Origin of the sequence: Loktanella sp. IMCC34160 (assembly GCF_004145845.1) — a bacterium.
In the GTDB taxonomy this organism is placed as follows: Bacteria; Pseudomonadota; Alphaproteobacteria; order Rhodobacterales; family Rhodobacteraceae; genus SELP01.
Genome location: NZ_SELP01000004.1, coordinates 212479 through 238888 on the forward strand (window position 1 = coordinate 212479; position 26410 = coordinate 238888).

General features: G+C 66.2%; 26 protein-coding genes and 1 riboswitch. Of the genes, 10 read left to right on the plus strand and 16 right to left on the minus strand.

Going from position 1 to position 26410, the window contains the following annotated elements:
• Positions 1-120 precede the first annotated feature (120 nt).
• From EU803_RS12185 to EU803_RS12200, 4 genes are all read left to right on the plus strand, one after another.
• Positions 121-1377, plus strand: coding sequence for a class II D-tagatose-bisphosphate aldolase, non-catalytic subunit (locus EU803_RS12185; protein ID WP_129683165.1), 1257 nt, complete (start codon positions 121-123; stop codon positions 1375-1377).
• A 77-nt stretch (positions 1378-1454) separates the two neighbouring features.
• Positions 1455-2294 carry a tryptophan 2,3-dioxygenase family protein gene (locus EU803_RS12190; RefSeq protein ID WP_129683167.1) on the plus strand — a complete coding sequence of 280 codons (840 nt, stop codon included), beginning with the start codon at positions 1455-1457 and terminating at the stop codon, positions 2292-2294.
• 1 nt (position 2295) lies between these two features.
• Positions 2296-3489 (plus strand): kynureninase, encoded by a 1194-nt coding sequence (gene kynU, locus EU803_RS12195; protein WP_129683169.1) that lies wholly within the window; start codon positions 2296-2298, stop codon positions 3487-3489.
• Positions 3490-3551: 62 nt separating this feature from the next.
• Positions 3552-5492: a glycosyltransferase family 2 protein gene (locus tag EU803_RS12200; protein WP_129683171.1), complete on the plus strand. Its 1941-nt coding sequence runs from the start codon at positions 3552-3554 to the stop codon at positions 5490-5492.
• Here EU803_RS12200 and EU803_RS12205 read toward each other — a convergent pair.
• From EU803_RS12205 to EU803_RS12260, 12 genes are all read right to left on the minus strand, one after another.
• On the minus strand, positions 5467-6429 hold the full coding sequence (locus EU803_RS12205) for an energy transducer TonB (protein ID WP_129683173.1): 963 nt from the start codon (positions 6427-6429) through the stop codon (positions 5467-5469). The genes EU803_RS12200 and EU803_RS12205 overlap by 26 nt on opposite strands.
• The gene (locus EU803_RS12210) at positions 6426-6806 is read right to left on the minus strand and encodes a biopolymer transporter ExbD (protein ID WP_129683175.1); all 381 of its coding nucleotides are present in this window, start codon (positions 6804-6806) and stop codon (positions 6426-6428) included. The genes EU803_RS12205 and EU803_RS12210 overlap by 4 nt, the downstream gene beginning before the upstream one ends.
• Complete coding sequence (locus EU803_RS12215) at positions 6806-7192, minus strand: biopolymer transporter ExbD (RefSeq protein WP_129683177.1); 387 nt, start codon at positions 7190-7192, stop codon at positions 6806-6808. The genes EU803_RS12210 and EU803_RS12215 overlap by 1 nt, the downstream gene beginning before the upstream one ends.
• A complete protein-coding gene (locus EU803_RS12220) occupies positions 7189-7824 on the minus strand; it encodes a MotA/TolQ/ExbB proton channel family protein (protein WP_129683179.1) in 636 nt (211 codons plus the stop codon). The genes EU803_RS12215 and EU803_RS12220 overlap by 4 nt, the downstream gene beginning before the upstream one ends.
• Positions 7821-8621 (minus strand): cobalamin-binding protein, encoded by an 801-nt coding sequence (locus EU803_RS12225; protein ID WP_129683181.1) that lies wholly within the window; start codon positions 8619-8621, stop codon positions 7821-7823. Before EU803_RS12225 ends, EU803_RS12220 begins: the two co-directional genes overlap by 4 nt.
• Positions 8618-9376, minus strand: a complete 759-nt coding sequence (locus tag EU803_RS12230) for an ABC transporter ATP-binding protein (protein WP_129683184.1) — start codon at positions 9374-9376, stop codon at positions 8618-8620. The genes EU803_RS12225 and EU803_RS12230 overlap by 4 nt, the downstream gene beginning before the upstream one ends.
• On the minus strand, positions 9373-10401 hold the full coding sequence (locus tag EU803_RS12235; RefSeq protein WP_129683185.1) for an iron ABC transporter permease: 1029 nt from the start codon (positions 10399-10401) through the stop codon (positions 9373-9375). Before EU803_RS12235 ends, EU803_RS12230 begins: the two co-directional genes overlap by 4 nt.
• A complete protein-coding gene (locus tag EU803_RS12240) occupies positions 10398-11267 on the minus strand; it encodes an ABC transporter substrate-binding protein (RefSeq protein WP_129683187.1) in 870 nt (289 codons plus the stop codon). The genes EU803_RS12235 and EU803_RS12240 overlap by 4 nt, the downstream gene beginning before the upstream one ends.
• Complete coding sequence (locus EU803_RS12245; protein WP_129683189.1) at positions 11242-13095, minus strand: TonB-dependent receptor; 1854 nt, start codon at positions 13093-13095, stop codon at positions 11242-11244. The genes EU803_RS12240 and EU803_RS12245 overlap by 26 nt, the downstream gene beginning before the upstream one ends.
• 141 nt (positions 13096-13236) lie before the next feature.
• Positions 13237-13434, minus strand: a riboswitch (cobalamin riboswitch).
• A 65-nt stretch (positions 13435-13499) separates the two neighbouring features.
• Positions 13500-15683, minus strand: a complete 2184-nt coding sequence (locus EU803_RS12250) for an ATP-binding protein (RefSeq protein WP_129683191.1) — start codon at positions 15681-15683, stop codon at positions 13500-13502.
• Between the two features lie 3 nt (positions 15684-15686).
• Positions 15687-16847, minus strand: a complete 1161-nt coding sequence (locus EU803_RS12255) for an FIST N-terminal domain-containing protein (RefSeq protein ID WP_129683193.1) — start codon at positions 16845-16847, stop codon at positions 15687-15689.
• Entirely contained in the window at positions 16844-17539 is a 696-nt protein-coding gene (locus EU803_RS12260) for a response regulator transcription factor (protein ID WP_129683194.1), read from the minus strand. Before EU803_RS12260 ends, EU803_RS12255 begins: the two co-directional genes overlap by 4 nt.
• A gap of 157 nt (positions 17540-17696) precedes the next feature.
• On the opposite strand from EU803_RS12260, the gene EU803_RS12265 reads away from it, so the two are divergent.
• The 5 genes from EU803_RS12265 to EU803_RS12285 all read left to right on the plus strand — a co-directional run bounded on the left by EU803_RS12265 (position 17697) and on the right by EU803_RS12285 (position 22345).
• Entirely contained in the window at positions 17697-18215 is a 519-nt protein-coding gene (locus tag EU803_RS12265) for a carbon monoxide dehydrogenase subunit G (protein ID WP_129683196.1), read from the plus strand.
• 34 nt (positions 18216-18249) lie between these two features.
• Complete coding sequence (locus EU803_RS12270) at positions 18250-18735, plus strand: (2Fe-2S)-binding protein (RefSeq protein WP_129683198.1); 486 nt, start codon at positions 18250-18252, stop codon at positions 18733-18735.
• 110 nt (positions 18736-18845) lie between these two features.
• A complete protein-coding gene (locus EU803_RS12275) occupies positions 18846-21215 on the plus strand; it encodes a xanthine dehydrogenase family protein molybdopterin-binding subunit (protein ID WP_129683200.1) in 2370 nt (789 codons plus the stop codon).
• 16 nt (positions 21216-21231) lie between these two features.
• Positions 21232-22020 carry an FAD binding domain-containing protein gene (locus EU803_RS12280; protein ID WP_129683202.1) on the plus strand — a complete coding sequence of 263 codons (789 nt, stop codon included), beginning with the start codon at positions 21232-21234 and terminating at the stop codon, positions 22018-22020.
• A 91-nt stretch (positions 22021-22111) separates the two neighbouring features.
• The gene (locus EU803_RS12285; protein ID WP_129683203.1) at positions 22112-22345 is read left to right on the plus strand and encodes a sulfurtransferase TusA family protein; all 234 of its coding nucleotides are present in this window, start codon (positions 22112-22114) and stop codon (positions 22343-22345) included.
• An 87-nt stretch (positions 22346-22432) separates the two neighbouring features.
• Here EU803_RS12285 and EU803_RS12290 read toward each other — a convergent pair whose 3' ends face one another.
• Genes EU803_RS12290 through mobA form a run of 3 tightly spaced genes read right to left on the minus strand, consistent with a single transcriptional unit; the run spans position 22433 to position 24419 of the window.
• On the minus strand, positions 22433-23326 hold the full coding sequence (locus EU803_RS12290; RefSeq protein ID WP_129683205.1) for a molybdopterin guanine dinucleotide synthesis: 894 nt from the start codon (positions 23324-23326) through the stop codon (positions 22433-22435).
• A complete protein-coding gene (gene mobB, locus EU803_RS12295; RefSeq protein WP_129683207.1) occupies positions 23323-23814 on the minus strand; it encodes a molybdopterin-guanine dinucleotide biosynthesis protein B in 492 nt (163 codons plus the stop codon). The genes EU803_RS12290 and mobB overlap by 4 nt, the downstream gene beginning before the upstream one ends.
• Positions 23811-24419 (minus strand): molybdenum cofactor guanylyltransferase MobA, encoded by a 609-nt coding sequence (gene mobA / locus EU803_RS12300; protein WP_129683731.1) that lies wholly within the window; start codon positions 24417-24419, stop codon positions 23811-23813. Before mobA ends, mobB begins: the two co-directional genes overlap by 4 nt.
• 65 nt (positions 24420-24484) lie before the next feature.
• Here mobA and EU803_RS12305 point away from each other — a divergent pair, with 65 nt between their 5' ends.
• The gene (locus EU803_RS12305) at positions 24485-24997 is read left to right on the plus strand and encodes a DUF2478 domain-containing protein (RefSeq protein WP_129683209.1); all 513 of its coding nucleotides are present in this window, start codon (positions 24485-24487) and stop codon (positions 24995-24997) included.
• Positions 24998-25022: 25 nt separating this feature from the next.
• Here the strand turns inward: EU803_RS12305 and EU803_RS12310 are convergent, their stop codons facing one another.
• Positions 25023-26408, minus strand: a complete 1386-nt coding sequence (locus EU803_RS12310; RefSeq protein WP_129683211.1) for a glutamine synthetase family protein — start codon at positions 26406-26408, stop codon at positions 25023-25025.
• Positions 26409-26410: the final 2 nt, after the last annotated feature.

The following is a 26410-nucleotide window of genomic DNA, read 5'->3' on the forward strand; positions in this document are numbered from 1 at the left end:
GCGCCGCCTTCGGCGTCGCCGGGGGCGCGGGCCTGCGGCCCGCGCGGGAGGGGCGCTGCCCCTCTGGCCCGGTCGGGCCATTCACCCCGGGATATTTGTGACCCAAAGAAGGAAGAAGACATGATCCCAGTTCATGACCTGATTGCCCGCAACCGGGCGGGTGAGCGGCTGGGGCTGCCGTGCTATTGCACGGCCAATGATCATGTTCTTCGGGCGATCCTGTCCCATGCCGCCCACGCCGGCGTTCCGACGGTGATCGAGGCGACCTGCAATCAGGTCAATCAGGAGGGCGGCTATACCGGCATGACCCCGCGCGACTTTATCGGCTGGGTCGGGTCGATGGCCGAGGCGGCGGGCGTGCCGCAAGGCCAGCTGATCCTGGGTGGCGATCACCTTGGGCCGAACCCATGGCGGGATGCACCACTGGACAAGGCCATGGACAAGGCCCGCGCCCTTGTCCGGGATTATGTCGAGGCTGGGTTCACCAAGATCCACCTTGACGCCAGCATGGCCTGTGGCGGCGAAGCCCCGCCGAGTTTCGAGCAGATCGCACAACGCGCCGCCGATCTTTGCGCCGTGGCCGAGGCCCACGCTCCGGACCCGGCCCGCCTGATCTATGTGATCGGGACCGAGGTGCCGATCCCCGGGGGCGAGACCGAGGAACCCGACGCGCTGGACGTCACTTCGGTGCCGCGGTTTCGCGACACGATCGAGACGCACCGTGCCGCCTGGGCCGCGCGCGGGCTGGATGACGCCTGGGGCCGGATCGTATCGGTCGTGACCCAGCCCGGTGTCGATTTCGGCCATACGACGGTCTACCCGTTCGTGCCAGAAAAGGCCCGCCCGCTAAGCGATGCCATCACGCAGGAACCGGGCCTGACGTTCGAGGCGCATTCGACGGACTACCAATCGACCGGCGCCCTGTCAGACCTAGTCGCCGGGCATTTCTTCTTTCTGAAGGTCGGCCCCGAACTGACCTTCCGGTTTCGCGAGGCGGTCTGGGCGCTGGCCGGTCTGGCCGCGCAGCTGCCGGACTATGATGGCCCGGATATCCGCGCGGTTCTGACCGATCGGATGGCCGCCGAGCCCGCCCATTGGAACGCCTATTACTCTGGCGGCGCCGAGGTGGTCGATCTGTTGAAGATCTACAGCTACAGCGACCGGATCCGCTACTATTGGTCCGATCCGGTTGTCGCGCAGGCTTTAGCGGATATGCTGGCCGTGCTGTCCCGGCTGACCCTGCCCGAAACGCTTGTCTCGCAAGCCTTTACCGGACTGGAGTTCGGGGAAATGCCGACCGGGGCGGAGGCGCTGATCGAACGGCACATCCTGCGCTGCGTCGACAGGTATTCCCGCGCCGCCGGACTTCTGCGTTAGCCCCCGTCTTTCCGGTTGTGCTTTGCTGCCCGCTGCCCAAGATTGGCACCGGCAAGTCCAGCACGAGGGAGACGGCGATGACCACAGAGGCATTCGACCCGGAAAGCGATGGCGCGAAGATGCGCTTTGACGAGGCGATGTCCTATGGCGACTACCTGAAGATCGACGATATCCTGTCGCTTCAGGCCCCGCTGAGCCCCGCCCATGATGAATTGCTGTTCATCATCCAGCACCAGACCAGCGAGCTGTGGATGAAACTGGCGATCCACGAGCTGTCCGCCGCGCGCGTGGCGCTTGAGACCGGGGAGATGCCCGCGATGTTCAAGATGCTGGCCCGTGTCAGCCGCATCTTCGAACAGCTTAACAGTGCGTGGGACGTGCTGCGCACCATGACACCTGCCGATTACACGCGGTTTCGGGAAACCCTTGGCAATTCCTCCGGGTTCCAATCCTACCAATACCGGATGATCGAATTCATTCTGGGCAACCGCAACGCCAACATGTTGCGCCCTCATGCCCATGTGCCGAAGGTGCATGACTGGCTTGCCGCTGAATTGGCCCGCCCCAGTTTCTATGATGACGTCGTCGCCTATCTGTTTCAGGGGGTTTATGGCAGCCTGGACCGGATGCCCGCCCCGACGCTGAACGCCCCGCATGAGGCGCAAGACGAGATTCAGGAGGCCTGGGCAACCGTCTACCGCGACGTGGACCGCTACTGGACCCTGTACGAACTGGGCGAGAAACTGGTGGACCTTGAAGACTATTTCCGCCGCTGGCGGTTCAACCACGTCACCACGGTGGAGCGGGTGATCGGGTTCAAGCGCGGCACCGGCGGAACCTCTGGCGTGCAATACCTGCGCCGGATGCTTGGGGTCGAGCTGTTCCCCGAATTGTGGAATGTCCGGGGAGAATTGTGAGATGGGTGTGACCCTGCCGAGAAAAGACCTGTTCGATATCCCAGAGGGGGTCATCTATCTGGATGGCAATTCGCTTGGGGTCTTGCCCTGTGGCGCCGCGGACCGCGCGGCAAAGGTGATCGGGCAGGAGTGGGGCCAGCAGTTGATCCGGGCCTGGAACAGCGCCGGATGGATGGACCTGCCGCGCGTGGTGGGCGACCGGATCGCAGCGCTGATCGGCGCGCCGGAAGGGTCGGTCGCGACCGGCGACACATTGTCGATCAAGGTCTATCAGGCGCTGGATGCGGCCTTGAAGATGCGCCCGGACCGGCGGGTCATCCTGTCCGACAATGGCAATTTTCCGACCGATCTTTACATGGCGCAGGGGTTGATCGGGACCATCGGCAAGGGGTACGCGCTGCGCACCCCCGCGCCCGAGGATGTCGCCGCCGCCATTACCGAAGATGTCGCCGTGGTGATGCTGACCCATGTCGATTACCGGTCGGGCCGGATGCACGACATGATGGCGATCACCGAAGCGGCCCATGCGGCGGGTGCGGTGATGATCTGGGATCTTGCCCATTCCGCCGGGGCGCTGGACCTTGATATCGCCGGGTCGGGGGCCGAATTCGCGGTGGGCTGCAGCTACAAATACCTGAATGGCGGGCCGGGTGCGCCCGCCTTCATCTATGCCCGTCCCGATATCGTCGATGGGATCGACCCGGCCCTGTCCGGCTGGTTGGGCCATGATGCGCCTTTCGCGATGGAACTGGGCTATCGCCCGGCCATGTCGACCGAGCGGCTGCGCGTCGGCACCCCGCCGATCCTGCAATTGTCGGTCCTGCAAGAGGCGCTGACGGTCTGGGACGGGGTGGATATGGGCGACCTGCGGGCGGCGTCGATGCGGCTGGGCGACCTGTTCATCGCCGAGGTCGAGGCGCGTTGCCCCACGCTGACCCTTGCCTCGCCCCGCGATGCCACGCAGCGGGGCAGCCAGGTATCCTTTGCTTTCGAAAACGGCTATGCCGCGATGCAGGCCCTGATCGACCGGGGCGTGATCGGCGACTTCCGGGCGCCTGATATCATGCGGTTCGGCTTCACCCCTCTGTATATCGACGAAGGCGATGTGATAGCCGCGGCAAAGATCATGGCCGATGTGCTGGACACAGAGGCGTGGAAAGATCCGAAATACCAGACCCGGTCGCGGGTCACCTGAGGGATGCGCGCGGACGGAAAGTGGTGGCGATTGGGTATGGGTAACATGGTGAGGCGCAGAGCATGACAGGATCACGGGCCATCGTGGCAAGCACGGCTGGCGACGGCCCCTTTCTTCTGGAGTGGGTCGCCTACCACCGGATGATCGGCTTTGACACCATCGTCCTGTTCACCCACGGGCCGGAAGATGGGTCTGCGGCCCTTTGTGATGCCATGCAGGCTGCCGGGCTGATCCACCATGTGCCCAACGCGCACCGGATGGCAGGGCTTCCCGATGATCCGCAGGCGCGGGCCTTTCGCCGTGCCTGGACGATGGAGGCGATCACCGGGGCCGAATGGGTGCTGGTCGCCGATACCTGTGAATTCCTTACCGTCCACGCGGGCGAGGGGCGGCTGGAGGATCTTCTGACCGCTGCCGGTCCGGCCGATCTGATCTCAGCCACATGGCGGGTCTTTGGCAATGGGGGCGAGGCAGCTTTTGACGACCGTTTGGTCACGCAGACCTTCACCCGCGCCGCGCCAATGTCCCCGCCACCGACTGCCCGCCACTATGCCCTGCGCACGCTGTTCCGGCCCGCTGTCGCGCAGCGCCCCGGTGTCCATCGACCGATCCTGCCACCTGACCTGATCGCCGCCGAAACCCCACCCCGCTGGCTGAACGGATCGGGCAAGGATATCACCCGGCACTTCCTGGATAAAGGCTGGGCCGCGTCCGAGGCGACGGTTGGCTATGACCTGTGCCAGATGAACCGCTATGCGATCCGCGACAGCCAGACGTTCATCGCCCGGATGATGGACCGGGCCGAAGAGGACGGGCCGGACCCGTCAGACTTTGACGCCTTCAATTCGAACGAGGTCGAAGAGACCAGCTTGAAACCCATGGTCGGCGCCCTGCGGCGCGAGGTTCGGGCGATCCGCAAGGATCACAAACCCGTTGCGCGGGCGCATGACGCCTGTGTTGCCCTGCACCGCGACCGGATCGCCGACGCCCTTGGCGAACTGGCCGAGGCGGACGAGGCGCTGGCCGCCCGCCTTCTTGCCGCGACGCTGCCGGACCCGAAGGCCGAGGAGACCGAGGATGACGACGGGCTGACCGAACCGGTCGGGCCAGAGGACGCGGCCCCGCAATGGCTGGCCGATCTGCGCCGGTCCGAACACCGCCGGGGGTTCTACCAGTCGGACGAGAACTTCGCCGCCCATTTCGCCGCCCGCGATCCGCTACAGCTGATCATTTCCTTCGACAACCTGTCGAACGTGAAGGATACCGCCCTGTCACGGGAAAGCTGGGGCTACAGTTTTTACCGCTCTGAAGGCTGGTCGCATCTTGGCGTGATGAGTTTCGCCAAGAACTGGTATCGCGACGAAGGGCTGTTCAACTTCATGGAAAACCTTGCCCGGTCCGGTTTCTTCAAGCGTTTCAAAAGGGTTGCGCTGACCGGCACCTCGATGGGCGGCTATGCGGCCACGGCCTTTGCCCGCCTCATCCCCGGCTGCACGGTTCTGGCCTTTTCCCCGCAATACACGCTGGACAAGGCGCTGGTGCCTTGGGAAGAGCGGTTCAAATCCGGCCGGGCGCAGGACTGGTCGGGCCGCTATCGCAATGCGACCGAGGAGCTGGACAAGGCGGGCAAGGTCTATGTCCTCTATGATCCTCTGTTCGAACCGGACCGCCTGCACGGGCAGCAGTATCAGGGGCCGAACATCGTCCACCTGAAGGCATGGTATGCCAATCACAAATCGGCCCTGTTCCTGCGCCGCGCGAACCTGCTGAAACCGCTGGTGCAGATGGCGGTGCGGGGTGATCTGGACGAAGCCGCCTTTTACCGGATGTATCGCGCCCGCCGCGCCTTGCCGTGGTATGTGAACGGCTTGGTCGATCATGCGATGGACCGGGGGCATGGCGATCTGGTGAAACGCGCCGGGGCCGCGCTTGTGCGGGACGGGCGCGGATTTCTGGGTAACTCGGTTCAGGCCCGGGCTAACGGAACCGGATCGGAATCGTGAACCCGTAGGACGGGTCGGTCAGCCCCGCTGGCGCCGCCGGAAAGCGACCCGCACGGCGCACGGCGGTCAGGGCGGCATCGTCCAGCGCGGGGTTGCCAGAAGATTGCGCGACCGAAACCCCCAAGAGCCCGCCGTCGCGTCCAATCCGAAGCGCGACCGTGACAACGCCACTGCCCCGGACACGGGGCTGATTGCGGGCGACGCGATTCTGGATCTGCCCGCCCCAATTGCCGATCAGGCTGCGCCGCTCGCTGGCGGATAGTGTCGCGGCAGCGGGTTGCGATTGCGCATTCCCCTGCGCCTCGCCGCCACCGTTGCCCTGCGCGCGCTGTTCGCGTTGCGGGACCGACGGGGCCGATGGGGCAGGTCGGTTCGGCCGGGCCTCGGGCCGGGGAGAGGTGGCGACGGCAAGGTCGGACATCGGCGGTTCGGGATTGTCCGGCGCGGCGAATTCCTCGACCGGGGAAAGCGGCGCGGGCATCTGTGGGGGCGAAAATTCCGGCGGGCGGTCCGGGCTGTCCGACCGGCGCGCGGCGCTGTCGTCGATCATCGGCAGGGCCAGCCCGGCGGGCGCGGCAGTCGGCACCTCGATCGGCCGGGCCGGGGTCGGCGGGGCGACGGGCGCGCTGTCGATGGTTGCGACGTCCGGCAGGGCCGGTACCGCCGTCGGCGTCGGCATGTGGTCAGGAACTTGGGCGACGATATCCAGCGGCGCGACCTGCGGCATGGCGGGGGCGTCGGGAAGGAACACCTCGGGCGGGGCGGTCCAGTCCTGCACAAGTGCTGCGACCGAGGCGCTGGCCGATTCCACCGTCAGCCGGTCGGCCCCGCCCGCGCCGGCGGCTTCGGCCCCAAGATCGGGCAGGGTCATCATTGCCGCCGCGTGCAGTCCCGACGACAGTCCCAGAAACAATCCCAATTCGATCAACCGCTTCATGGCTGCACCGTCAACAGGTCGATTTGCGACACGCCCGCGGCGGCCAGCCGGGGCAGAAGCGCGGCAAGATCGGCGGCGGGCAGGGCGGCGTCGGCGCGGATCGGCAGGGGCGCGTCGTCCCGTCCCTCCAGCGCGGCAAGGGCCGCATCGCCAATCGCACCGTTGAAATAGGGGGTGCCGTCCGGCCCGATGAACAGGATGCCGGGCTGCCTCACTGCCGCCTCTGCCGATGCCTCGGGCGGGGTTACGTCCACCGGATCGGGCGGGGCGATCTGCGCGGTCATCAGAAAGAAGATTTGCAGCAGGAACACCACGTTGATCATCGGAACGATGCTTTCGGCGCGGGGCCGTGCGGGGCGGATGGGGGCGAAATCCATCATTCGACCAGCGCCAGCGCGGTGAACCCCGCGTCCCGCAGGGCCTGCATCACCGTCACCAACCGTTGCAGGCTTGCGCCCTCCACGGCCCGCAGGACGATGGTGTCGGTCGGTGCCTCGGTCAGCGCGGCCAATTCGTCAGTCAGCGCCTCTGCGCCGACCGCGATGCCGTTCAGGCGCAGCCCGTCCGGGCCAATATCCACAAGCCGTGGCGGGCCGGAATAGGCGGCGCTGTCGGCTGCGGCCGGCAGCGACAGGGCCAGTGCCCCATCCTGCCCGAACCGCGCCACCAGCATGAAGAACACCAACAGCAGGAACACCACGTCGATCATCGGCGTGAGGCTGGGGCGGCGTCTGGGCCGGGTTATGCCGAAGGCAAAGCTCATCCCGCTGCGGACACCGGCGCGCGGGTAAAGATACGGGTCGCGGCGTCTTCCATATCGGCCTGAACGCGGTCGACCTGCGCCTCGAACCAGACATGCGCCATCGAGGCGGGGATCGCCACGGCCATCCCGGCGGCGGTGGTCAACAGGGCCTCCCAGATGCCGCCGGCAAGGGTGGCCGGATCGGCGCTGGTGCCCGCGACCTGCAGCGCCTGAAAGGCCGAGATCATGCCCATGACCGTGCCCAGAAGGCCGAGAAGCGGGGCGATGGTGGCGATCAGGTCCAGCGCCCGCAATCCGCGCCGCGCCTCTGCCAGAAGGCGTTTGGCGACCCGGGTGGTTTCCTCGCGCGCCTCGGCCTCGTCAAAGCTGTCCGACAGTTGCGCGGACATGGCCGCATGGCCCAGCCGTGCCCGAAGCGAGGCACGCCCCCGCAACAGCGTCAGCGCGGCGGAGGTGTCGCCGGTTTCCCAGGCATCAATCGCCTGATTGGTCGCGGCCCCACCCGACCATGTGCCCGCCAGCCACAGCCGCCACAGCTTCCAAAGGATCAGCGCCACGGTCAGCACCGACAAAAGGCCGATCACCCAGATCGCCAGCCCGCCTTTGGCAAGGATATCCGCCAGTCCGCTCATGCGCTTTCCCTTCTCTCTGCCGCGTCACCCCAAAGGGCGGCGACAATGGCATCCAGCCCGTCCGTCAGGGCCGCCGGTCCCGGTTGCAGGATCAGCGGCGATTTGATCTCGACAATCCGCCCGGACGCCACCGCAGGGATGGCATCCCAACCGGGTCGCGCGGCAATCTTTTCCGGGCGCACCTTCTTGCCGCACCAACTGGCGATGATCACGTCGGGCGCGGCGGGGATGACCAGATCATGCGGGATGATCCTGTCCTTCGCCGCCTGTTCGCGGCGCAGGTAGGCGAAACAGTCGGTCCCGCCCGCGATCTCGATCAGTTCGGAGACCCAGCCGATACCGGTGATCGCCGGATCGTCCCATTCCTCGAAATAGACGCGCGGTGACGACGGGCGCGGCGTGGCCCGCAGCCGGGCGATCCGCGCCTCAAACTCCCGCGCCAATTGTTCGGCCTTGTCCGGGCAGCCGACCAGCGCGCCAAGGGTGCGGATCATCCGCAGGATGCCCGCGACATCGCGCTGGTTGAAGGCGTGAACCTGCACGCCCGCCCGGATCAGATCGGCGGCGATATCGGCCTGTAGGTCGCTGAAGGTCAGGACAAGATCGGGCTTCAGTGACAGGATCTTTGGCACATCCGCGCTGGTAAAGGCCCCGACACGCGGCTTTTCCTTGCGCACTCGCGCCGGACGCACCGCATAGCCCGATACCCCGACGATCCGGTCCTCTTCCCCCAGAAGGTAAAGGGTTTCGACCGTTTCTTCGGTCAGGCAGACGATGCGGTCCGGCGCGTAGGTCATGCCAGAACGCTGAGAGGCTGGAACAGAAGCCCCGATGCATCAGAGGACAAATGCGCGTTGATCCGGAACACGCGGGCCATATTGTCGGCGGTCAGCACCTCTTCGGGGGTGCCGTCAGCGACCAGTTTGCCCTTGTCCATCAGGATCAGCCGGGTGCAATGCCGCGCCGCCAACCCCAGATCGTGGATCGAGGCAATGACGGTTTTGCCCGCCGCAGCCTCACGCCGGAAAACCTCCATCGTGCTGATCTGATGGGCCGGGTCGAGGCCCGCGATAGGTTCGTCCGCAAGGATCAGTGGCGTGTCCTGTGCCAGCACGCGGGCAATCAGCACGCGGGCCTGTTCGCCGCCCGACAGTTCCGTGGCCGGGCGGGTTTCAAAGCCCGCAAGGTGCATCGCCGCGATGGCCGACGCGACAGCCGCGTGGTCCGCCTCGGACGGTTTGGCGCCGCCTGCAAGGTGCGGCACCCGGCCCAGCATCACCAGCGTTTCGACCGGCACCGGCCAGGCGATTTCACGCGCCTGCGGCATCCATGCCGCCGCTCGCGCCCGCGCCCGAGGGTCGAGCGCGGCAAGCGATGATGTGCCTTCGAATGGCAGCAGCGACAGGATCGCCCGCAACAGCGTGGTCTTGCCCGCGCCATTGGGGCCGATCAGGCCAACCACCTCGCCCGCGCCGACGGACAGGCTGACATTGTCCACCACAGGGCATTGCCCGCGCCGGACGGTAAGGTTCTGAACGTTCAGGCGGCTCATGCCATGGCCCTCCGCGTCTTGTATAGAAGGTGCAGGAACAGGGGCGCACCGATCAAGGCCATCAGAACCCCAAGCTTCAGGTCCTGTTCCGGAAGGATCACCCGGACAAAGACATCCGCCGCCAGCACCATCGCCGCCCCGCCAAGGGCCGAGGCCCACAAGAGCGCCGAGGGCCGCGCCTGAACCAGTGGCCGCAGGATATGCGGCACCACCAGCCCGACAAAGCCGATGGCCCCGGACACGGCGGTGGCCGCGCCGACACAGGCCGCGACCCCGATCACCATGGTCAGACGCAACCGGGTCAGGCGGATGCCCAAGGCCTCTGCCGCGTCTTCGCCAAGGGTCAGCGCGTCCAGTCCGCGGCCCAGCCGGGCCAGCATGACCCAGCCCACGGCCATGAAGGGCAGGGCGATCCAGACATGGCTGAACGATCGGTTGGCCAGCGACCCCATCATCCAGAACACGATTTCATAGATCGCGTAGGGGTTGGGCGACAGGTTCAGCACCAGCGAGGTCAGGGCCCCGGCAAGGGCGCTGATCGCGATCCCGGCAAGGATCAGCGTCAGGGAATTGCCACGCGGCCCGGACAAGAACAGGATCAGCAGGACCGACACCACCGCGCCGGCCAGACCCGCCAGCGGCAGGCCCATGGTCAGTTCCGTGGTGATCCCGAGGATCGGAAGGGTAAAGGCGACGGTCTTGGCAAAGCCGGTCTGCATGGCGATCACCGCCCCCAACGCGGCCGAGGATGACACGCCGATCAGCCCCGGTTCGGCGAGCGGGTTGCGCAGATACCCCTGCAAGGCCGCCCCCGACATGCCAAGGCTGACCCCGACCATGACCCCCAGAAGGGCGCGGGGCAGGCGGATTTCCTGCATCACCAGAGTGATCGCATCGCCTTGTCCGCCAAACAGGGCAGACAGGCTTTCGCCAATGCCAAACCCCGCAGGGCCGATCAGAAGCGATGCCGCGAACAGGACCGCGCAAAGGGCGGTCAGAAGGATCATCAAGCCGCGAAAACTCATTCGGCGGTCTCCTCTTGCAAGATGCGGTCGCGGGCGGCGTGCAGGTCTTCCAGTGCCTCGATCACAAGGGGCGTGCCGCAATCCCAGGTGGCCGAGGTGGTAAAGGCCCCGGCATCCTTTGCCACGGCGCGGTAGGCCGGGTGGTCAAGGATGGATTCGGCCTGGCTCGCGCCTGCGTAAAGTTCGGGGGAAAAGACGATATCGGGATCGGCCAGAACCAACATTTCCAAGGGCAGTTGCCCGGCGGCGGTGATCTGAAGCTCGTCGGCGATATGGTGGAACCCGGCAGCGGTCACAAGTTGGTGCGACATCGACCATGTGCCAGAGGACACGCCGTTGGCCCCGTAAAAGGCCGCGCGCGGGCCGGTTTCATCCGGGGTCGTCAATTCGGCGAGCCGGGATTCATAGGCCGTGGCCATCGCCTCGGCCTCTGCCGCGCGACCCAGAAGCCCGCCCACGAGCCGGATATTCGGGCCGATATCGGCCAGTGAATAGGCGTTGGGCACCTGTTCGACGCGGATTCCCAGCCGCCGCAGCATCGAAATGGCGATCGGGTCCGACCATTCGAAGGCCAAAACCAGATCGGGTTGGAGCAGGTAGATCTCCTCTGCCCCGCCATGATTGATGACGTAGTCCTGCGCTTCGTCCGCCATGGCTGACGACAGGGGGTCAAGCGCAACATAGCTGACAGACAGAAGCTGACCGGGGGCGGCCAGCAGCATGGCCAGTTGGTCGGTGCACAGGTTCATCGACACCACCCGCGCGGGCGGGTCGATGTCCTGCGCGGAAAGGGGGGCGGCGGTGGAAACCGCCGCCGCCAAGACCGCCGCGAATGCGGGCTTAGAATATGGTCGCAAGACCGACATAGATCGCCCTTCCGCTGGTGCCGTAGCCGTCCACGCTTTCGTAATCGGTATCCAGCAGGTTATCGACGCGAACGCGAACCTCGGTCCGGTCGTTGAGGTCATAGCTGAACGCCGCGTTCACAAGGGTGTAGTCGGGCATCGGCCCCGACACGTCCAGACGGTCCATGACCCGCTGCAGGGTCAGCCCGCCGGCAATGCCCATCCCGAACTCGGCCTTGACGCCAAGTGTCAGATCGTGGCCCGGAACCCGGACCAGTCTGTCGCCTGCGCCATCGGTGGCGATGGTGCGGGTGTAGTTGCCGAACAGGGTTGTGCCGTTGCCCATGTCATAATCGGCAGACAGTTCGATGCCCTGAATGCGCGACGTGCCCGGCACCTGATAATACATGTCGTCATCGGTGGTCGGCCAAGGCGTGCCACCGTCGGTCCAGGCGATCAGGTCGGTGATCTCGCTGGCAAAAACGGTGCCCTGCACGGTCAGGCCATTGCCGAAATCATGCTCGACTCCCAGTTCGGCGCTTTGGCTGGTTTCGGGTTCCAGCGCCGGGTTGCCGTAGAAGGTCGAGTAGAGTTCATAAAGCGACGGAGCGCGGAACCCGGTGCCGACGCTGGCGCGGACAACCGTGCCTTCGGACGGACGCCACGCAAGTGCTGCGCGGCCGGTTGTGGCGCCGCCGAATTCGGAATGGTCGTCATGGCGCAGCGACACGGCAAGATCGAGATCGCCGGTCAACGCGCGCGAGTAGTCCGCAAAGACGGAATTGATGCGGTGTTCGCCGCTGTCGGTGTCGCTGACAAACCCTTCGGTCGAGCTTTGCAGCCCGAACACCAGCGTCGCATCTTCGCCGATCTCGGCGGTGCCCTTGTAGCTATATTCGGTCCGGTCGCCGTCGAACCGGGTGTTGTAGCTGCTCAGCGGATACTCACGGTCGATCATGGTGCGGCTGACCGCGAATTCGTTGTCGATGCCAAAAGCCTCGACCGTGGCGAAGGCCCGCGCGCCGACGGTCCGGACCTGATCGTAGTCGTCGGTGTCGCCGAAGGCCCAGGGGAAGGTCGAGGCATAGCCGTCCTGTTCGGTCCGGCTGTCGGAGTAGAACAGGCTGCCCCCGATTTCGACGGTATCGGTCAGTTGGTAGGTGCCCTTGAGCGTGATCATCGTGGCGTCATGCCCGTCGGCCTCGGTGTTGCCGTCGGCTTCGTTTGCGGCCGAGAAACCCTCGGACGTGATCCGGCTGGCGGAAACCGCAAAGGTGCTGCGGTCGGTGCGGATGCCGTAGGACAGGCTGGCGCGGTAGGTCTCATAGCTGCCCGCCTCGATCTCGGCCTTGCCCTCGGCGCCGATTTCTTCGGGGGCAGACGCGGTTTCGATGGAGATCACGCCGCCGATCGCCTCGGACCCGTAAAGGGCGGATTGCGATCCGGTCAGAACCTCGACCCGCGACAGGCCCGCGCCGGTCAGGGTGCCGAAGTTGAAGTAGCTTTGGGTCAGCGACGGGTCGGTCATGTCGATCCCGTTGATGTAGACGGGGACGTATTTGGCATCGAGCCCGCGCAGGCGCAGCTTTGCCTCGCCGCCGATTGGCCCGGCGGTGGTGATCGAAATGCCGGGACGGGTGTCCAGCACGTCGGACAGGCGGGCGCCTTCGCTGCCTTCAAGATCGTCTTCGCCGATCACGTCGACGCGGGCGCCGGTGCGGTCGGCGCTGACCGGAAACAGGTTGGCCGAGAACACGATTTCATCAAGCGCGAAGAATTCGACGTCTTGGGCAAGTGCCGGAGTGGTGAGAAGGGTGGCGAGCGCGGTCGCCGTGACGGTGGTCTTCATGGGTCTTTGTCCCTCGTGACGCGCCGGTATTCCCGGCACGGGTCGTGCAAATGCAATGTCGTCGGAGGGATTGACCCTGCCGCAGACGGTGAAATGCCACCACTACGGAAAGGTCCGTTGTCCTTGGCGCGCCCCGCGCCCGGACAGGGTGATCACCTCGGCAGGTCTCCTGACTTGCGGGTCTGCGCTTGGCCGAACCTTCCCAGGGTTGGTGCCCCAGTGGTCTTTATCGGCTTCGCTCTCCGCCTACAGTTGCGGGGGCAGTCGTGGAATTGGGAAAATCCCGCACCACGTTCCCTTTTATCCGGGCTGGCCCGGACCGAAGTGCGCCCTCCCTAGTCCTTGGCCCGAGTCGGCGCAAGTCGGAACGCGACGGGTTCAGGGCGGTTTTCGAAGCCCGGGGCCTAGCGGCGGCTGATTCCGGCGGTTTCCAGAAACAGATGCAGATCGACCGGCGTGATCGGCTTGGTCAGGATGCCGACCCCGACCGCTTCGGCGGCGGCCTGCACCTCGGCCGTGCGCCGCGCGGTGATGATCCTTGCCGGGATCGGGCCCGCCGCGGCGCGAAGATCGCGGATGGTGTCGGTGCCCCGCTCCTCTCCGGCCAGCTTGTAGTCGACCAGCATCGCGTCCGGGATCAGGTCGATTTCCTCCATCAGGGCCTTAGCCTCGGCGCCAGAGGCGACATCGAGAACCTGCGCGTGCCATTTTTCCAGCAAAAGGGCCAATGCCCGGCGCATGTCCGGGTCGTTTTCAATAAGCAAGACCACCAGCCCGTCGTGGCGCCAGCGGTTGTTCGGGGCGCGTGCGGCGGTGTCGCTTGCGCGGCGGCCCGCGCCCTTGACCACCGGCATGGTCACGCGGAACGCGGTGCCATGGCCGGGCGTCGAGTCCATCGACAGGGGATGGCCCAGCGTCGCGCAGGCCCGGTCCACGATGGCAAGCCCTAGCCCAAGGCCCTCGGTCGCGCCCTGACCCGTGCCGCGTTTGAATTCCTGAAACATCGCTTCCTGATCCTCGGCGGCGATGCCGGGGCCGGTATCCCATACCTCGACCCGGACGGTCGCCCGCTGCCGACGCACCCCGACGACCACCTTTCCCGATGGTGTGTAGCGGATCGCGTTGGACAGAAGGTTTTGCAGGATGCGCCGGCAATAGGTCGGGTCGGACCGAACCTGCACCGAGGTGGGAACGATCCGCAGGTCCAGCCCCTTGCGGGCGGCGGCGGGGGCGAATTCGTCGGCCAGCTGGCGCAGAAGCGCGCCCAGGTCGATCTCGGCCAGGTCGACGGCGGCCCGCCCCGCCTCGAGCCGGGAAATGTCCAGCAGTGCCTCGATCATGCCGGTGACGCTGTCCAGCGCGTTTTGGGCCTTTCCCAGAACCCCGGCCTGCGGGCTGCCAGTCAGATCCGCCTGAAGCGAGGAAAGATAAAGCTTGGCGGCAGACAGTGGCTGCAACAGGTCATGGCTGGCCGCAGCCACGAACCGGGACCGGGTCGCGATGGCCCGTTCGGCCACGCCAAGCGCATCTTCGAGTTCCAGCGTCCGTTCGGTGACCCGTTCCTCAAGCCGCTCGTTGGCGTCCGACAGGGCGCGCGCCGCCTCGCGTTCGGTGGTGACGTCGGTCAGGGACACGACGAATCCCTGATCGGGGATTTCCCGCGCGAACAGGGCAAAGACCCGCGATGCGCCGCGCCTGAATTCCAGCCGCAGCGGCCCGCGCCCGGCCCCCTCTGCAATCCAGCCCAGACAGGCTTCGGCATCCTCGGGCGGCAGGGCGGACAGCATCCGCTCGACCCCCGATCCGATCCGCAGGCCGACGGCCAGATATTCATCCAGCCGCGCGTTGAACCCCAGCAGGCGGGCGCCGGTGTCGAAGATGCCCACGCCCTCGTTGATGTGGTCAAGCGTCACCCGGACCATCCGGGCCTGATCGTCAAGTTCCCGGCTGCGTTCCAGCCGTTCCATGCGGATGATGTCGGAAACATCCGTTTGAATGATGACTGTGCGCCCGTCCTCTGTCCGGTGCTGGCTGACCTGCATCCAGCGGTCGCCGGTCAGGGCCACGTTAAAGACGACATGATCGTCCGACTGGCGGGCCTTGCGGCTCGCGGCCCAGCTTGCCGGGGTCTGCCCGTCCGGCAAGGCAAGGGCCGGGCTTTGACTTGCAAGGTCGATGTAGCGGTCGAAATGCAGACCCGGCAGAAGGTGCGGCCGCAGGTCAGGCATCCCCTGTCCAAAGCGGCTGTTGCACAGGACCAGCGCCCCGTCCGGGCCAAACAAGGCAAACCCCTCGCGCAGGGTCTCGATCGCCTCGGCCAGATCGGACCGGGCGCGTTCGGCCTCGGCGCTGGCAAGGGCAAGCTGGGCGTTCGACGCATTCAACAGGCCAAGCGCCTGTTCAAGATCGCGGGTCCGCTGCCGAACCTGATCTTCCAGCAGGACGGCACGCTGGAACTGCGCATAGGCGGCCCCCGCATCATCCGACCCGCGTTCGATCCGGGTCATGAGCGCGGAACAGATCGTCAAAAGCTTGTCGATCTGACGCTCTGGCGGGTCCGACGGGTTGATCAGGTCGCGGGCGGGCATCTGTCAGACCTCGGGGCCGTCGGGCGGGTAGATCGCGACGCCGGTCATAGTCTGGTTCACATGCATCCCGCCGACCTGTTCGCCATAGGTGGAAAACCCGACGACCCGGTGCTGCGCCATGATCGCCGACAGCGCCGCGCCCTGCTGCTTCTGTTCTGCCTCGATCCGGCGCAGGATGCAGTCGCAGGCCCAGATCGCTTCGGGCCTGGTGCCACCCTTGGACAGGGCGGCCATTTCGCGGGACAGGTGGTCGGGCATGTCGTCGGGTTCGGCAAGGGTCAGGACCAGACCTTCGTCGATGGCCGAATAGAAGACCAGATCGCCGTTTTCCAGAACCCGCTGGATCGACCGGACGTGATGTTCGCCGCCAAAGCGGACCACGACGGGATGGGCGGCAAAGGTGAAGGCCGACAGCTGTTCTGGGTCTTTCCCCAGCAGGCGGGCATATTCGCGGGCGGCCGGTTCGGCGTTGATTTCCTGCACGATCCGGCGGGCCGGGTCGGCGCGGGTCACGACCATCCGCGTGTCGGTGGGCCGCAGGTGGTCAAGGCTGAACACCTTGACCGGGCAATCGCTGCGCACAAGGCACAGGACCGCCGCGTTTGTCAGAACCGCGCCATTGATGGACACGAAGGTTTCCCCGAACCGGTCGCCGTCCCCCGCCGAACCGCCGAACAGGGGGACCGGACCAAGCCCCCCGGACAGGGCCGAGACAAGCGCATCTTCCCGCACTGACAGGCCGTCGATCATGAGAAAGGCAAACTCGTGGCGCCACAGCGGTTCCTCGGCGGTTAGCCGGGCGCGGCGGCGGATCATCCCGGCGACGATATCCTGCGGGTCGATCCCGGACAGGTCTTCGATCACGACAGGCAGGGTGGCGAAATGGGCGCGCGGCAGGCCAAGCGCAAGGATCGTCCCTTCGGCATATCCCTCCGCCCCGATTTCGCCCGCCGTCGTGCAGCCGATGACCGTGGTGTCCATCCCGCCCCAAAGGTCCCAGGCCGCGCGGCTCACCGCGTGAAAATCGGCCTCGGGGCTGACAAACAGCGCGACCAGCGCAAAAGGCCCGTTGCCCAGCCCCTGCGACAGCGCGCCGACGGGGTCCGGGTCATGCGCTGCGACCTGCGCCTGACGAAGGATCTGAGGGTCCGTGGCCGAGGTCATGGCCCGCCGTCATCCTGAAGGACGCTGGCAAAACTCGCCTCGCGTGCCAGAAGAACTGCCTGGGTCCGGCTTTGCACCCCCAGCTTGCGCATGATCGCGGTGACATGGGCCTTGACCGTGGTTTCCGCGATCGACAGGTCAAAGGCGATTTGCTTGTTCAGCTTGCCTTCGCACAGCAGTTGCAGAATGCGCGCCTGTTGCCGGGTCAGCAGGGACAGGCGCTGCACCGCGTCCTCCTGATCGGAGGCCGGCGCGTCCGTGCCGCCGGTCAGGGGCACGCCTTCGGGGACGAATTGCCGCCCGCCGGCCAGCGCCTCGAACGCGGCGCGAAAGACATCGCGCTGGGAATGCTTGGGCACGAACCCCGCGGCCCCCGCCCGGATCGCCGCGCCGATCATCCGATGGTCGGCCATGGAGGACACCACGAGGATCGGGCGGCCATCGACCGCGTTGCGCAGCCGTACCAGCCCGTCCAGCCCGCTGACGTCGGGCAGGTTCAGGTCCAGCACGATCACATCCGGCAGCGGAGTGTCCGACAGGACGGTTAGCGCGGCCTCTAGCGTCACCGCCGTGTCCACCCGTCCTATCCCCGCCACCGCCGGAAGCGTCATCGCCAGCGCATCGCAGAACAGCGGGTGATCGTCGATGATCAGGGCGGAACTGAATCCCGCCGTGGCCGGTCCGGTCACCATGCGCTGGTCCTCCCCTTTTGTCTTCTTTGGGCAAGTCTAGGCAGGTTCCGCGCCAAGGCCAACGGCACATTGGTCGAAGGGCGGACTAGGCCATTGGTCGAATAGCCAGACGCGCCCCGAATCCCCTAGCCTGTTGCCAACGAATAGGGAGAAGACCGTGGAGCTGAACGACACAAGGCAGATATCCGCCGCGCCAGAGATCGTCTGGGCGGCCCTTTTGGACCCGGAGGTTCTGAAGGAATGCATCCCCGGCTGTCAGGAGTTGACGGGCAGCGTCGAAGACGGGTTCGAGGCGGTGGTGACCCAGAAGATCGGCCCGGTCAAGGCGACCTTCAAAGGTGCCGTGACCCTGTCGGACATCGTTCCGGGCCAAAGCTGCACCATCTCGGGCGAGGGCAAGGGCGGGGCCGCCGGATTTGCCAAGGGCGGCGCCAAGGTTGGGCTGACACCCGAAGCGGGCGGCACCCTTCTGACCTATGCGGTCGAGGCACGGGTCGGTGGCAAGCTGGCCCAGCTTGGCAGCCGGATCATCGACGGGGTGGCCCGCAAGCTGGCCGACGAATTCTTTGAACGGTTCCAGGCGGCGGTCGAAGGCCCGTCCGAAGACGAACCCGCCGAAGAGACAGACGAAGACACCAAGAAGAAAGGTTGGTTCGCCCGCGCACTGGGCCGCTGACCCCAACAAGATCCATTTTCCAAGGGAGGAACAAATGGCAACGATCAAGATGACCGTGAACGGCAGGGAACGGTCCGGCGAGGCGGAGGGCCGGACGCTTCTTGTCGATTTCCTGCGGCAGGAGCTGAACCTGACCGGCACCCATGTGGGCTGTGACACCAGCCAATGCGGCGCCTGTGTCGTCCATGTGAACGGCGAGGCGGTCAAGGCCTGCACGATGTTCGCCGCCGAGGCCGAGGGGGCCGAGGTGGTCACGGTGGAAGGCATGGCCAACCCCGACGGGTCGCTGTCGGTGATCCAGCAGGCGTTTCAGGATCACCACGGGCTTCAGTGCGGGTTCTGCACGCCGGGCATGATCATGTCTGCGGCGGCGCTGCTGAAGGACAACCCCAAGCCGACCGAGGCCGAGGTGCGCCACTATCTTGAAGGCAATATCTGCCGCTGCACCGGCTACCACAACATCGTCAAGGCCATCATGGCCGCCAGCGGACAGGACGTCTCGGCGGTGGCCGCGGAATAACAAAAGACGAACCGGCGGGGATGGTGGGTCAAGACCCAGCTTACATGCCCCGCGACCCAATTTCGTAAGGTGGGTTTCAACCCACCACCCTGACAGGGAGGAACCACAAGATGCCCAAGGATACCGGCATTGGCGCCAGCACCAAGCGGCGCGAAGACGTCCGATTTCTGACCGGACGCGGGAAATACACCGATGACATTCAACTGACCGGACAGGCCCACGCCGCCTTTGTCCGCAGTCAGGTGGCGCATGGCGAAATACTGTCCATCGACACCTCGGACGCGGAAAAGATGCCGGGCGTTCTGGCCATCTTCACCGGCGAGGATTTCGTCGACGTCGGTGGCAACCCGGCGGGCTGGCTGATCAACAGCCGTGATGGCGAGCCGATGAAGGAACCCAAGCGTCCGGTTCTGGCCCATGGCAAGGTCCGCCATGTGGGCGACGCCTACGCCGCTGTCATCGCCGAAACCGCCGAACAGGCCCGCGACGCGGCCGAGGCGATTGCCGCCGACATCAAGGAACTGCCGGCCGTCACCAACATGGCGCAGGCCCTTGCCGGGGCGCCCTTCGTTCATGACGAGATCGCAACCAACCAGTGTTTCGACTGGGGCTGGATCGAAGACAACCGCGCCGCCACAGACGAGGCGATCAGGAACGCCCCGCATGTCACCACGCTGGAACTGGTCAACAACCGGCTGGTGCCCAACGCGATGGAACCCCGCGCCTCGACCGGGGATTATGACCCCGGCACCGGCGATTACACGCTCTATACCACATCGCAGAACCCGCACCTGACCCGGCTGCTGATCTCGGCCTTCGTGCTGGGCATCCCGGAAAACAAGCTGCGGGTCATCGCCCCGGACGTGGGCGGCGGCTTTGGTTCGAAAATCTATCACTACGGTGAAGAGGCGCTTGTGCTGGCTGCGGCGAAAAAGCTGGGCCGCCCGGTCCGCTGGACCGCGACCCGGTCGGAAAGCTTCCTGACCGATGCCCATGGGCGCGACCATGTGACCAAGATTGAACTGGCCTGCGAAAAGGACGGCACCTTTATCGCCTTCCGCACCGAAACCATGGCCAATGTCGGCGCCTATCTGTCGAACTTCTCGACCGCGACGCCAACCTTCCTGCATGGCACGCTGATGGCCGGGAACTATACCGTCCCGAACGTCTATGTGAACGTGAAGGCCGTGTTCACCAACACCGCCCCGGTGGACGCCTATCGCGGCGCGGGCCGGCCCGAGGCGACCTATTCCATCGAACGGGTCATCGACAAGGCGGCACGCGAACTTGGCCTTGATCCCATCGCGATCCGCCGCAAGAACTTCGTCAAGCCGGACCAGTTTCCGTTCACCAGCGCCGCCGGTCTGGAATACGACATCGGCAACTACGACGCGTTGATGGACAAGCTGGAAGAGCTGGCCGATTTCGGTGGCTTCGCCGAACGGCGCAAGGCATCCGAAGCGGCCGGCAAGCTGCGCGGTCTTGGCATCAATTCCTATATCGAAGCCTGCGGCATCGCCCCGTCGAACCTTGTCGGCATCCTGGGCAGCCGGGTCGGCCTCTATGACGCGGCAACCGTCCGGGTGAATGCGACCGGCAATATCTCTGTCATGGTGGGCGCGCACAGCCACGGGCAGGGGCATGAAACCGCCTTTCCGCAGGTCGTGGGCGAAATGCTGGGCATCGACCCGGCCTCAGTCGATATCGTGCATGGCGACACCTCGAAGATCCCCTTTGGCATGGGGTCCTACGGGTCACGGTCGCTGGCTGTTTGTGGCTCGGCCGTGGTGCGGGCCACCGAAAAGGTGATCGCCAAGGCCAAGAAGATCGCCGCGCATATGCTGGAAGCGTCCGAGGCGGACGTGGAATTCGCCGAGGGCAATTTCACCGTCGCGGGCACCGACAAATCGGTGAGCTTTGGCGAGGTCGCGCTCAAGGCCTATATCCCGCACAACTTCCCGCTGGACAGTGTCGAACCGGGGTTGGAGGAAACCGCCTTTTACGATCCGGCCAATTTCACCTACCCGGCCGGCGGCTATGCCTGCGAGGTCGAGGTGGACCCGGAAACCGGCAAGGTCACGGTCGAACGGTTCACCGCCTGTGATGACTTCGGCAATGTGATCAACCCGATGATCGTGTCGGGGCAGGTGCACGGCGGGATTGGCCAGGGGATCGGTCAGGCGCTTCTGGAAAACACCGTTTATGACGAAAACGGCCAGCTCACCTCGGCCAGCTACATGGACTATGCCATGCCGCGCGCCGATGATCTGCCGTTCTATACGGTGGACCATTCCTGCGTGACGCCCTGCACCCACAACCCGTTGGGCGTGAAAGGCTGTGGCGAGGCCGGGGCCATCGGGTCGCCGCCGGCGGTCGTCAACGCCGTGATCGATGCGTTGCAATCCGGCGGTCACAACGTCACCCATATCGATATGCCCGTGTCGCCGTCGCGCGTCTGGGCTGCGATGAACAACGCCTGAGAAGGAGGGACCACCCATGTATGCATTTGACATTGAACGGCCCACCACCATCGCCGATGCCGTCGCCGCCCTTGGCGCGGAGGACGCGCAGGCGCTGGGCGGCGGGCAGACCCTGATTCCGACGCTGAAACAACGGCTGGCAATGCCGTCAAAGCTGGTCAGCCTGACGGCGATCCCGGAGTTGAAGGGGGTCTGCGTGGCGGATGACGGGGCACTGTGCATCGGCGGGGGCACCACCCACGCCACTGTCGCGGCCCAGGCGGCGGCGCATTACCCGGCGCTTGCCGCCCTTGCGGGCGGTATCGGCGATCCGGCGGTGCGCAACCGGGGCACCATCGGCGGCAGCCTTGCCAACAACGATCCGGCGGCCTGCTACCCGGCGGCGGCGCTGGCATCGGGGGCGACCATCGTCACCAATGCCCGGCAAATGGCGGCGGATGACTACTTTCAGGGGCTGTTCACCACCGCCCTCGATGAAGGCGAGATCATCACCGAGGTTCGCTTTCCGGTGCCGGACCGCGCGGCCTATATGAAGTTCCAGCAGCCCGCGTCGCGCTTCGCGCTGACCGGCGTTTTCGTCGCGAAATACGCGGACGGGGTTCGGGTGGCCGTGACCGGTGCCTCCGAGGGCGGCGTGTTCCGCTGGACCGAGGCAGAGGCGGCGCTGTCGGCCGATTTCTCGGCCGATGCGGTCGCCGGGCTGTCTGTGTCCTCCAACGGGATGATGGGCGATGTCCACGGCACCCCGGACTACCGGGCGCATCTGGTCAAGGTGATGACCAAGCGGGCGGTCGCCGCGGCCTGACCCCCGGACGGATCAACGCGGGGCCGTGCGGGACGTCCGCGCGGTCCTTTTCATTTGCGCTTTGCCGGGGGCTTCCGGTATCGCGGCAGCCATGACCCATGACGCCGAAATCGACGCCCGTGACCTGCTTTGCCCGCTGCCGGTGCTGAAGGCCCGCAAGGGGTTGGAACGCATACAGCCGGGGCAAGTGCTGCGGGTTCTGGCGACCGATCCGGTGGCCGTGGTGGACATGCCGCATTTCTGCGGGCAGGCCGGGCACGAGTATCTGGGCATGACCGAGGAAGAGGGCGCGCAAGTGCATCTGATCCGGCGCGGTATCCCTTAGGCCGAATTGAAAGGCCCGGCCAATCGCCAGATTGGCCACGCGCCGACCGCCCCCATGGGCGGCGCGTTCCGCGCCACCCGCGGTCGGCTAGGGTCGAAGCGGCACCGAAACACCTCTCCGAAACCCGTCCTCCAGCGCCCCGATATGGCCGACCCCCAGCGTCCAGCCTTCGTCCAGCAGGTTGTCGCGCGGCGCCTCAGGCCGCATCATCGCGGGCAAATTCCCGGCCCGCGCCGCCCCAAGGAACGCGCGCGCCATGACCTGCACCTGCGCTGCATCCGCGACCATCCCCCCGGCGACCATCGGCCGGACGTGCTCCATCAGGTGACTGGCGTAGACCTCTGCCAGAACAACCGGGGCGTCGGCCCAATCCTCGAACGGCCAGACCGCGACGCCGGGCAGGCGGCGCAGCCGGGCGAGCATCGGAATGCCGGTCAGGGATTGCGCCCCAACCGCCCCGGCCCCGGCCAGTTGCCAGATCGGTTTCGGGGACAGCCCCTTGACCCTTCCGCGCAGGTCGGTTTCCCGGTGCTCGGCCAATCCCGTAGGCAGGGCGGGTTTGCGACGCGGCAGGCCCGGCACCTCCGCCTTGGCGCCATTTCCCCAGAACGGCCCATCCCCCGGCAAGGTCGCGTTGATCGCCGCCGCAACAGCGCGATAGTTGGTCTGGTTCCGGTCCGTGTCGGTCACGCGGGCCGCCAGCCAATCCCAGAGCGCCAGCGCGCTCGGCTGTCCTGTCAGATGCCGGGCCAGCCCCGCCGGGGCGCCAAGGTTGAAATCGACCCCGATCAAGAGTCCCACCCCATCGGCCCGGCTCTCTGCAATCAGGTGGGCGAGGGTCTGTTCAGCCGCGATCCGGGTCGGGATGTTGGTGGCGGTTACGCCCTTGTGGTCCGCGACGCCGATCCAGATCGAGTCCTTGCCCCGTTTCGGCACGCCCGCCGCCGACCAATCGACGATGGCGACGCGGTCGGGGGTCACAGGCCCAGCTCTGCCGCGATGAACCCTGCGATCCCGGCTGTGTCGTCCAGGTCGAACCGGGGCAGGGCGGATGCAACGCCACTGTCGCTTGCCACGGCCCGGATCGTCGGGTTTTCCGGCGACAAGAGCGGCTGCCCGGTCTCGGCCCGGTGGCATTCGATCTTCGGATGGGGCGCGACCTTGTAGCCCTCGATCAGAACCAGATCCACCGGCGACAGTTTGGACAGAAGCGCGTCCAGCGGCGGTTCCGACGCCCTGCGCAGTTCTCCCATCAGGGCCCATCGGTGTGGGGAGGCGACAATCACCTCCGCCGCGCCCGCCGCGCGGTGACGGAAACTGTCGCGGCCGGGATGGTCGATGTCGATCTCGTGGTGGGCGTGCTTGACCGTCGATACCCGCAGCCCCTGCGCGGTGAAATGCGCGACGAGCCGTTCGACAAGACCGGTCTTGCCCGAGTTCTTGCGGCCGGTGATCCCATAGACCTTCATCGCTGGATCATCCTTTCGGCGCTGGCCAGATCCTCGGGCGTGTTGATGTTGAAGAACGGGTCCGGGTCGGCGGCGGGGAAGGGGACAGTCACCGCGCCCAGCCGGTCCGCGACCAGCCGGACCTTGCGCTCGCCCGTCTTCAGCAAGTCGCGAAGCCCGTCCCGCGCAGAAGTCGGCCAATAGCCAAAGGTCGGATGCAAATTGCCCTCTGCATCGGCGGCAAGGGCGACCCCGTCGCCGACCAGCCGCGCGCCAAGGTCGGACGGAAGGAAGGGGCTGTCCGCCGCAGCGGTCAGGATACCGTCGACCCCCATTGCCGTTGCCCAGTCCAGACCGGCCAGAACCCCGGCCAGCGGGCCCGCGAACCCGTCGATCGTGTCGGGCAGAACCGGCAAGTCGAACGCCGCGAACCGCGCTGGGTCGCCATTGGCGTTGATTGCCAGCGCCGCGCATTGCGGGGCCAGACGGTCCGCCACATGAGCCAGCAGCGACCGCCCGGCCAGAGCCAGAAGGCCCTTGTCGGCGCCGCCCATCCGGGTGCCGCGCCCGCCTGCAAGGATCACCCCGCCGACCCGCAGATTCCTGTCATTTCCCAAGGGGGACATCCTGTCGCTTTGCCAGTCCTTGCGCATACTGTAAGCCGAAGGGACAGGTTGCAAGGGGACCGGCCATGCGGTTGGGCGTCATCAGGATAGAGGCGACAGCGGACGGGGCCGACCCGTTGCTTGCCGCTGTGGCCGACGGGCTGGGCACGCGGGGGATTTCCGTCGCGGGCGCGGTGCAGGTGAATACGGCCGGCGCGGACACGGCGCATCGGGACATGGACCTGACCCTTCTGCCCGGCGGTGGCCGGGTGCGGATCAGTCAGAACCTTGGGCCGGGGGCTGGCGGATGCAGGCTCGACCCCGCCGGTCTGGCCGAGGCAGTGGCCTATGTCGAGGGGCAGATCGCCAAGAGGCCGGGGCTGATCGTGGTCAACAAATTCGGCAAGGAAGAGGCGGAGGGGCGCGGATTTCGCCCCCTGATCGGCGCGGCACTGGCCGAGGGGATCCCCGTACTGACCGCCGTTGCGGATGAAAACCGGCCCGCCTTTGACGCTTTCGCGCAGGGGCTGGCCGAGGACCTATTGCCTGATAGCGACGCGCTGATGGATTGGGTCACAGCCGGGGGCGCGGCCAGCTAGGGCGACCCTGCGCGGGCTTCGTTGCCTAAACGGTATGCAGATACAGGTCGTAGTCCACGTTCGAAATCGTCCGCTGCACCCGCGCATATTCGGCGGCCTTCACGGCGGTGAAGGTGCGGTGCATCTCTTCGCCCAAGGCGTCCTTCAAAAAGGCCGATCCCTGCGCCGCGCGGATTGCTTCGGCCCAGTCGCGGGGCATGGGCAGGCCGCCATCTTCCTCGTATCCGTTGCCGGTGGTTTCGGGGCCGGGGTCGATCCGTTCGGCCAGCCCCTTGCGGATGCCCGCCAGCACGGTCGCGGCCACAAGATAGGGGTTGGCGTCTACCCCGGATGGGCGGTGTTCGATCCGGCGGGCGGATTTGGACCCTGCGGGAATGCGCAGCGCGACAGAGCGGTTGTTCACCCCCCAGGTCGTCGACACAGGCGCATAGCTTTGCGAGGAAAACCGGCGCCAGCTGTTGCCATGCGGGGCGAAGACCAGCATCGATTCCCCCATTGTCTGCCGCAGCCCGCCGATGGCGTGGCGGATCGTGTCGGTCCAATTCCCTTCGACCTCTTCGACAAAGACATTGCGCCCGGCGTCGTCCAGCAGGCTGACGTGAAAATGCATGCCGGATCCGGCGTAATCCTCGTTCGGCTTGGCCATGAAGCAGGCGGTGACGCCATGCGCCCGGGCCTGCGCCCGCACGATCCGTTTCAGCCGGATCAGGTCGTCGGCGGCCTGCATCACGTCCTTGCGGTAATTCAGGGTCAGTTCGTATTGCCCCGGCGCATATTCCGAAATCGCGGTTTCGGCCGTGATCCCGGCCTTTTCGGCCCCCGCGTAGATATCGGAAAACAGCGGCCACATGCCGTGCAGGTGGTCGACGGAATAGACCTCGGTCTTGCGGCTGCCCCGTCGCCCGTCCAGAACGTCGCCCGCCGGGCGGGGGCGGCCATCGGCGTCGGGCTCATTGGCCAGCAGGAAGAACTCCAACTCGAACGCGCCGGCCGGATGCAGGCCCTCCTGCGCCATTGCCGCCACCTGCCGGGCCAGCGCGTGGCGCGGGTCGGACGTCATCGGCGTGCCGTCGAGATCGTAGAGCGACATCAGAACTTCGGCCCGGGGCGGCATGGTTCCGTGCAGCGGGACCAGCGAGCCGGGGATGGGCCATGCCCGCAGGTCGCCATCGCCCTGATCCCAGATCAGCCCGGTTTCGTGCACGTCCTCGCCCACGATATCCAGACCCAGGATCGAAATCGGCATATGACGGCCCGAGGTATAGAGACTTTCAAGTTCGTGCCGCCGGATGATCTTGCCTCGCGCGATCCCGTTGCTGTCGGTCAGGATCAGGTCCACCGCTTCGATCTCGGGGTGGGCGCCCAGAAACGTCTGGGCTTCGGACAGGGTGGCGCCAGAGGGGCAGGTCATCG

Bases quoted from the DNA above. Each gene is read 5' to 3' on its own strand.
- EU803_RS12235 (WP_129683185.1), bottom strand. From the start codon at position 10,401: ATGAGTTTTCGCGGCTTGATGATCCTTCTGACCGCCCTTTGCGCGGTC.
- EU803_RS12220 (WP_129683179.1), bottom strand. From the start codon at position 7,824: ATGAGCGGACTGGCGGATATCCTTGCCAAAGGCGGGCTGGCGATCTGG.
- mobB (WP_129683207.1), bottom strand. From the start codon at position 23,814: ATGAAGGTCTATGGGATCACCGGCCGCAAGAACTCGGGCAAGACCGGT.
- EU803_RS12250 (WP_129683191.1), bottom strand. From the start codon at position 15,683: ATGCCCGCCCGCGACCTGATCAACCCGTCGGACCCGCCAGAGCGTCAG.
- EU803_RS12210 (WP_129683175.1), bottom strand. From the start codon at position 6,806: ATGGATTTCGCCCCCATCCGCCCCGCACGGCCCCGCGCCGAAAGCATC.
- EU803_RS12285 (WP_129683203.1), top strand. From the start codon at position 22,112: ATGACCCATGACGCCGAAATCGACGCCCGTGACCTGCTTTGCCCGCTG.
- EU803_RS12240 (WP_129683187.1), bottom strand. From the start codon at position 11,267: ATGTCGGTCTTGCGACCATATTCTAAGCCCGCATTCGCGGCGGTCTTG.
- kynU (WP_129683169.1), top strand. From the start codon at position 2,296: ATGGGTGTGACCCTGCCGAGAAAAGACCTGTTCGATATCCCAGAGGGG.
- EU803_RS12185 (WP_129683165.1), top strand. From the start codon at position 121: ATGATCCCAGTTCATGACCTGATTGCCCGCAACCGGGCGGGTGAGCGG.
- mobA (WP_129683731.1), bottom strand. From the start codon at position 24,419: ATGTCCCCCTTGGGAAATGACAGGAATCTGCGGGTCGGCGGGGTGATC.
- EU803_RS12255 (WP_129683193.1), bottom strand. From the start codon at position 16,847: ATGACCTCGGCCACGGACCCTCAGATCCTTCGTCAGGCGCAGGTCGCA.
- EU803_RS12260 (WP_129683194.1), bottom strand. From the start codon at position 17,539: ATGGTGACCGGACCGGCCACGGCGGGATTCAGTTCCGCCCTGATCATC.
- EU803_RS12275 (WP_129683200.1), top strand. From the start codon at position 18,846: ATGCCCAAGGATACCGGCATTGGCGCCAGCACCAAGCGGCGCGAAGAC.
- EU803_RS12190 (WP_129683167.1), top strand. From the start codon at position 1,455: ATGACCACAGAGGCATTCGACCCGGAAAGCGATGGCGCGAAGATGCGC.
- EU803_RS12305 (WP_129683209.1), top strand. From the start codon at position 24,485: ATGCGGTTGGGCGTCATCAGGATAGAGGCGACAGCGGACGGGGCCGAC.
- EU803_RS12205 (WP_129683173.1), bottom strand. From the start codon at position 6,429: ATGAAGCGGTTGATCGAATTGGGATTGTTTCTGGGACTGTCGTCGGGA.
- EU803_RS12230 (WP_129683184.1), bottom strand. From the start codon at position 9,376: ATGAGCCGCCTGAACGTTCAGAACCTTACCGTCCGGCGCGGGCAATGC.
- EU803_RS12280 (WP_129683202.1), top strand. From the start codon at position 21,232: ATGTATGCATTTGACATTGAACGGCCCACCACCATCGCCGATGCCGTC.
- EU803_RS12215 (WP_129683177.1), bottom strand. From the start codon at position 7,192: ATGAGCTTTGCCTTCGGCATAACCCGGCCCAGACGCCGCCCCAGCCTC.
- EU803_RS12245 (WP_129683189.1), bottom strand. From the start codon at position 13,095: ATGAAGACCACCGTCACGGCGACCGCGCTCGCCACCCTTCTCACCACT.
- EU803_RS12270 (WP_129683198.1), top strand. From the start codon at position 18,250: ATGGCAACGATCAAGATGACCGTGAACGGCAGGGAACGGTCCGGCGAG.
- EU803_RS12225 (WP_129683181.1), bottom strand. From the start codon at position 8,621: ATGACCTACGCGCCGGACCGCATCGTCTGCCTGACCGAAGAAACGGTC.
- EU803_RS12310 (WP_129683211.1), bottom strand. From the start codon at position 26,408: ATGACCTGCCCCTCTGGCGCCACCCTGTCCGAAGCCCAGACGTTTCTG.
- EU803_RS12200 (WP_129683171.1), top strand. From the start codon at position 3,552: ATGACAGGATCACGGGCCATCGTGGCAAGCACGGCTGGCGACGGCCCC.